This window comes from Salinivibrio sp. MA427 (assembly GCF_001996115.1).
In the GTDB taxonomy this organism is placed as follows: domain Bacteria; phylum Pseudomonadota; class Gammaproteobacteria; order Enterobacterales; family Vibrionaceae; genus Salinivibrio; species Salinivibrio costicola.
In genome coordinates this window covers 1-5,765 of the sequence record NZ_MUFH01000163.1, presented here as the reverse complement: position 1 = coordinate 5,765, position 5,765 = coordinate 1, and the positions used below count along the sequence as shown (strand labels likewise).

Annotated in this window: 4 protein-coding genes; all 4 read left to right on the top strand. The window is 48.3% G+C overall.

Annotated elements, in window-relative coordinates:
- The first annotated feature begins 348 nt into the window (after nt 1–348).
- The gene (locus BZG79_RS10635) at nt 349–2,067 is read left to right on the top strand and encodes an ABC transporter ATP-binding protein (protein ID WP_077774368.1); all 1,719 of its coding nucleotides are present in this window, start codon (nt 349–351) and stop codon (nt 2,065–2,067) included.
- Nucleotides 2,068–2,157: 90 nt separating this feature from the next.
- Entirely contained in the window at nt 2,158–3,711 is a 1,554-nt protein-coding gene (locus tag BZG79_RS10630) for an ABC transporter substrate-binding protein (protein ID WP_077577299.1), read from the top strand.
- A gap of 59 nt (nt 3,712–3,770) precedes the next feature.
- Nucleotides 3,771–4,748 (top strand): ABC transporter permease, encoded by a 978-nt coding sequence (locus tag BZG79_RS10625; protein ID WP_021022169.1) that lies wholly within the window; start codon nt 3,771–3,773, stop codon nt 4,746–4,748.
- Nucleotides 4,749–4,751: 3 nt separating this feature from the next.
- Nucleotides 4,752–5,690, top strand: coding sequence for an ABC transporter permease (locus tag BZG79_RS10620; protein WP_077577298.1), 939 nt, complete (start codon nt 4,752–4,754; stop codon nt 5,688–5,690).
- Nucleotides 5,691–5,765: the final 75 nt, after the last annotated feature.

The following is a 5,765-nucleotide window of genomic DNA, read 5'->3' as shown; positions in this document are numbered from 1 at the left end:
TATGAAGTGTGTCCATCATTTATAAATCAGTCATTATCACTACGGATGTTATGTGGCTGTTAATTCAGATGGCTTTATTCTATGCGTGATTTGCTTTAAAACAGAGGGAGTRGGAATAGCTTATATCTTTATGATATGAAGTGTGTTTTGTGTCTTGCCGCCGGGCAAGTGCTGGTAGTTAGATGAATGAATATCCGAGATGATTAGGCCTTTATGGTGTTTTCTTCTGTGATGTTGATTTTTTGTGAAATATTTGCCAGATTGGAATCGCATCTCTCCAAGGCGAGGCAGCCCCTTGTTTTGGTTAGCACGTTGATCGTCACCTTTTGACGATATCAAGGATGAAAAATGTCACTGCTAGAAGTTAATAACCTCCGAATAGAGTACCCGTCTCGCCATGGTGTCCACGCGGCCGTGACCTCGCTGTCATTAACGATTGAGCGTGGTGAGATTGTCGGCGTGGTCGGTGAGTCCGGCGCAGGTAAATCAACCGTTGGAAATGCGGTGATTGATTTACTTAGCCCTCCAGGACGCATTGCCAGTGGTGATGTGTACCTCGATGGTCAAAAAATATCGGGCCTGACACCCAATCAAATTCGCAAAGTGCGTGGCGATAAGATTGGCTTTATTTTTCAAGATCCCATGACCTCGCTGAACCCGTTATTTACTGTCGAGCAACAGCTGACAGAAACGATAATAACCAACCTTAATCTGACGTCCCAGCAAGCCTATCAGCGTGCGATAAGCCTGATGGAGCAAGTCGGGATCCCAGAGCCTGAGTTGCGTATTAAGCAGTATCCGCATCAATTTTCTGGTGGGATGCSTCAGCGCGTGGTGATTGCGGTCGCATTGGCCGGTGAGCCAGATTTAATTATCGCTGATGAGCCAACGACAGCATTGGATGTTTCGATTCAAGACCAAATTCTCAATTTGATTCGCGATTTATGCCAGCAGAAAAATGTGGGTTGTATGTTAGTGACCCACGATATGGGCGTAGTGGCGAATGTGACCGATCGTGTCGCGGTCATGTATCGAGGTGACTTAGTTGAACTTGGCACTACACAGCAAGTGTTGGGCGATCCGCAACATCCTTATACCCAAAGCTTAATCTCCGCCGTGCCACGTTCCGATATCAAACTGGAACGTTTTCCTTTGGTGAATTACATCGAAGAAGCAGGCGAAACCCTTGAGCTGGATGTGAAGAACCACTGGCTAGGACAAAGCCAAGACCAACGCGCTTACTCTGGCCCCTTGTTACAAGTAAAGGACGTCTCGTTGCGATTTGTGACCAAGGATTCGTTTTTTGCCAGCCGTCGCGAATATGTCCAAGCCTCGGACCACGTCAGCTTTGATATTGTTGAAGGGGAAACTTTTGGTCTGGTCGGCGAGTCAGGCTCCGGGAAGTCAACCATCGCTCGGGCGATTACCGGGCTGTATCCGCCCAATACCGGCCAGATTATTTTTGAAGATATCGATTTGACCGCGATAAAAAGTGAGCGGGCCCGTCGTCCAATCCGTCGTCAAATGCAGATGGTGTTTCAAAACCCCTATTCATCCATGAACCCGCGGATGAAGATTTATGACATTATCGCGGAGCCGATTCGCTTTCACCGCTTGGCAGAAAGTGAGTCGCAAATCCGTCAAATTGTCGGAGACTTGCTCGATCACGTGGGATTAGGCCGTGGTGCTGGGATCAAATATCCGCATGAGTTTTCTGGTGGCCAGCGTCAGCGTATCTCGATTGCCCGCGCACTGGCGACGCGACCACGGTTGCTGATTTGTGACGAGCCAACCTCCGCGTTAGATGTCTCTGTTCAGGCTCAGATCTTAAATCTGCTTAAAGATCTGCAAGACGAGCTCAATCTGACCATGTTATTTATCAGCCATGATTTACCGGTGATTCGTCAAATGTGCGATCGCATTGGGGTGATGCGTAAAGGTCAGCTACTTGAAGTCGCTCCAACCGAGCAACTGTTTACTGACCCACAACATGAATATAGCCGTCATCTTATCTCATTAATGCCTGAGTTTAAGGGAATGAGCACAGAAGGTTTGCAACCGGCATAGCGTGCTATGTCGACGCGGCCAAGGGCCGCACCGTATCTATGATGCAAACACAGCAGGGGGTATATCCCCTACGCATAAAGGAGCTATGCAATGAAAACAATGAAGAGCAAGATAGCCGTGGCACTCATGGCCGCTGGCCTAAGTTTTAGTGCTGCCGCTGCCGACATTACAGTGGCTTATGACGCGGATCCCGTTTCTTTGGATCCGCATGAGCAACTGTCTGGTGGTACCTTACAGCTATCACACATGGTCTTCGACCCCTTGGTCCGCTTTACCCAAGAGATGGACTTCGAGCCTCGTCTTGCCACCTCGTGGGAGCGTATCGACAATCAAACCGTGCGTTTCAACCTTCGCGAAGGGGTCACTTTCCACTCCGGTAACCCATTTAGTGCTGATGACGTTGTTTGGACGTTTGATCGTTTGAAATCTTCGCCGGATTTTAAAGGGATTTTCACCCCAATCGTTGACATCAAAAAAGTCGATGAGCACACCGTTGATGTGGTCACCGACGGCACCTACCCACTGGTAGAAAACGTGATGACCTACGTGTTCCCCATGGACAGCAAATTCTATAGTGGTGAGACCGAAGACGGACGCGACAAATCTGAGCTGAAGAAAAATGGTTCAACGTATGCATCAACACACTTGTCAGGCACAGGGCCGTACGTGGTCGACGAACGTGAACAAGGCGTAGTGGTTGAATTTGACCGTAATGAGAATTACTGGGACAAAGACAGCGTAGGCAATGTCGACAACATCACGCTGCGTCCGATCAAAGAAGATGCCACCCGTGTCGCGGCACTGCTATCGGGTGATGTCGATATGATCGCCCCTGTATCGCCTAACGATTATCGTCGCATCGATCGCTCTGATAATTTGCAGCTGGTGACCATGCCTGGTACACGCGTGATTACCTTCCAAATGAACCAAAGTGTGGTGGAAGAATTTAAAGACCCGCGTGTCCGTCAAGCGGTGGCGTATGCGGTCAATAACGAAGGCATCGCGCAAAAAATCATGAAAGGCGCCGCGACACCGGCAAGCCAGCAAAGCCCAGTCGGTTATGCGGGTTACAATGCCGATCTCGCGCCGCGTTATGACTTGGCGAAAGCGAAAAAGTTGATGGAAGAAGCCGGTTATCCTGATGGTTTTTCTGTCACCATGATTGCCCCCAATAACCGCTATGTGAATGATGAAAAAATCGCTCAAGCGGTATCCGCGATGATGGCGAAAATCGGCATCAAAGTGGATTTACAGACCATGCCAAAAGCGCAGTACTGGCCTGAGTTTGATAAGTGTGAAGCCGGTATGCAAATGATCGGCTGGCACCCAGATACGGAAGATTCGGCTAACTTTACCGAGTTCCTCACCATGACCCGCAACGCTGACACGGGTAAAGGGCAGTATAACTGTGGCCATTACTCGAACAGTGAAGTGGACAAACTGGTACTCGATGCGAATTCAGAAACGGATCTGGAAAAACGTAACGCGATGCTGCAAAAGGTCGAGAAGATCTTGTATGACGATGCGGCTTTCCTTCCTCTGCACTGGCAAGATCCGTCTTGGGCAGCCAAAAATAACGTTAACATCAAACCGATCGTTAACGGTATGAACTTCCCTTACTTCGGCGATTTAGTGGTCGAGTAATGGATTGACACAGGGCCCCAATCCTGGGGCCTTGATTATCCAATCGCTTAGAGGCACACATGGTAACGTTTTTAGTCAAACGTCTGGTACAGGCACTGATTGTGATGTTTGTCATCAGTCTGGTGGCGTTTGCTATCCAAGACAACCTTGGCGACCCCTTGCGGGAGCTGGTGGGACAATCAGTATCAGAAGCAGAGCGCGATGCGCTGCGCGATGAAATGGGGCTTAATGATCCCTTTATAACCAAATATACTCGCTTTGTCGGTCAGGCCCTACAAGGTGATTTAGGCAATTCTTACTTCTTTAAACGACCGGTTGTCGATGTCATTTTAGATAAACTGGGCGCCACTTTAGAGCTGGTGGTCGGTGCGGCGTTGATCATCGTGGTGGTGTCGATTCCACTTGGTGTGTACGCCGCTATCCATCCCAAAAGTATACTTACCAAGATTATCATGGGCTTTAGTATCGTAGGGATTTCGATTCCCGTGTTCCTGACGGCAATCATGCTGATGTACGTCTTTTCCATTGAGCTTGGCTGGTTACCTTCCTATGGGCGAGGGGAAACGGCCAATTGGCTAGGTTGGGAGTCTGGCTTTTTCACCCTAGACGGCCTTGCGCACTTAGTATTACCCGCCGTGTCATTAGCCTCTATCATGTTGCCGCTATTTATTCGCTTGGTGCGTTCTGAAATGCTGGAAGCGTTGGGCACTGAATATGTCAAATTTGCGCGCGCGAAAGGGCTCCCCGAAAATAAGGTTTATTATCAGCATGCATTGAAAAACACCATGTTACCTGTGGTGACTGTAGGCGGAGTGCAAATCGGCACCATGATTGCCTATACCATTTTGACAGAAACCGTGTTTCAGTGGCCAGGAATGGGCTTTCTCTTTCTTGAAGCGATCAACCGTGTCGATACACCTTTGATTACTGCCTATGTCATTTTCGTCGGATTAATCTTTGTCGTCACCAATACATTTGTCGACTTACTGTATGGCCTGATAAATCCCACGGTTAACATTACCGGTAAGGAGGCGTAAGCGATGACACAAGCACATACCACCCCAAGTCGCTGGCAACGCTTTTTGGCCTCAGATTTCCTCTATCACTTTAAGCGTGACAAGGTGGCGATGGCCAGTTTTGCCATTTTTATGGTTTTTCTCCTACTGGCTGTGTTTGCGCCTTTGGTGGCACCAACCAATCCTTATGATTTGATGTCGATTGATATCATGGACTCAGAGTTACCGCCTGCTTGGATGGAATGGAGCGATCCTCGCTTCTTATTAGGGACGGATAACCAGGGCCGAGATATCTTATCCACTATGATTTATGGCCTGCGTATCTCTCTGACCATTGGCCTATGTGCGGTAGGATTACAGCTCATCTTAGGGACAATCATAGGACTGAGTGCGGGATACTTTGGCGGACGGATAGATAGCTTCTTTATGCGGATTGCAGATATTCAGCTGTCTTTCTCTACCATGATGGTGGCGATCATTGTGTCTGCGATTTTTAAAGCCAGCTTTGGTAGCGAGTTTTATAGTCAATATGCGATCTTGATGCTGGTGGTGATTATTGGGATTGCCGAATGGCCGCAATATGCGCGTACTATTCGTGCCTCTGTACTGGCGGAGAAGAAAAAAGAATATGTTGAAGCGGCGCGTGTAATGGGGTTTCGATCACCGCGTATTATGTTCCGGCACATTCTTCCCAACTGTCTGTCTCCGATCTTGGTGATTTCAACGGTTCAAGTGGCTAACGCGATTATGTCAGAAGCGGCATTATCGTTTTTAGGCTTGGGTATGCCTGTCGATCAGCCGTCTTTGGGCTCGTTAATTAGTATTGGCTTTAATTACATTTTCTCTGGTTCGTGGTGGATAACGGTCTTTCCTGGAATTGCCTTAGTGCTGCTGGTGTTGGTTATCAACTTGCTGGGTGATTGGCTCAGGGATGTGTTTAACCCCAAAATTTATAAAGGATGAGAAAAATGGCTGCGTACGCAGCCATTTTTGTTCGTACCTAACAGCTTGAGAATCGTCAGCTTGAGTCATTGTACC

What these genes read in the sequence shown, in the direction of transcription:
- BZG79_RS10625 (WP_021022169.1), top strand. Translation starts at nt 3,771, where the DNA reads ATGGTAACGTTTTTAGTCAAACGTCTGGTACAGGCACTGATTGTGATG.
- BZG79_RS10630 (WP_077577299.1), top strand. Translation starts at nt 2,158, where the DNA reads ATGAAAACAATGAAGAGCAAGATAGCCGTGGCACTCATGGCCGCTGGC.
- BZG79_RS10620 (WP_077577298.1), top strand. Translation starts at nt 4,752, where the DNA reads ATGACACAAGCACATACCACCCCAAGTCGCTGGCAACGCTTTTTGGCC.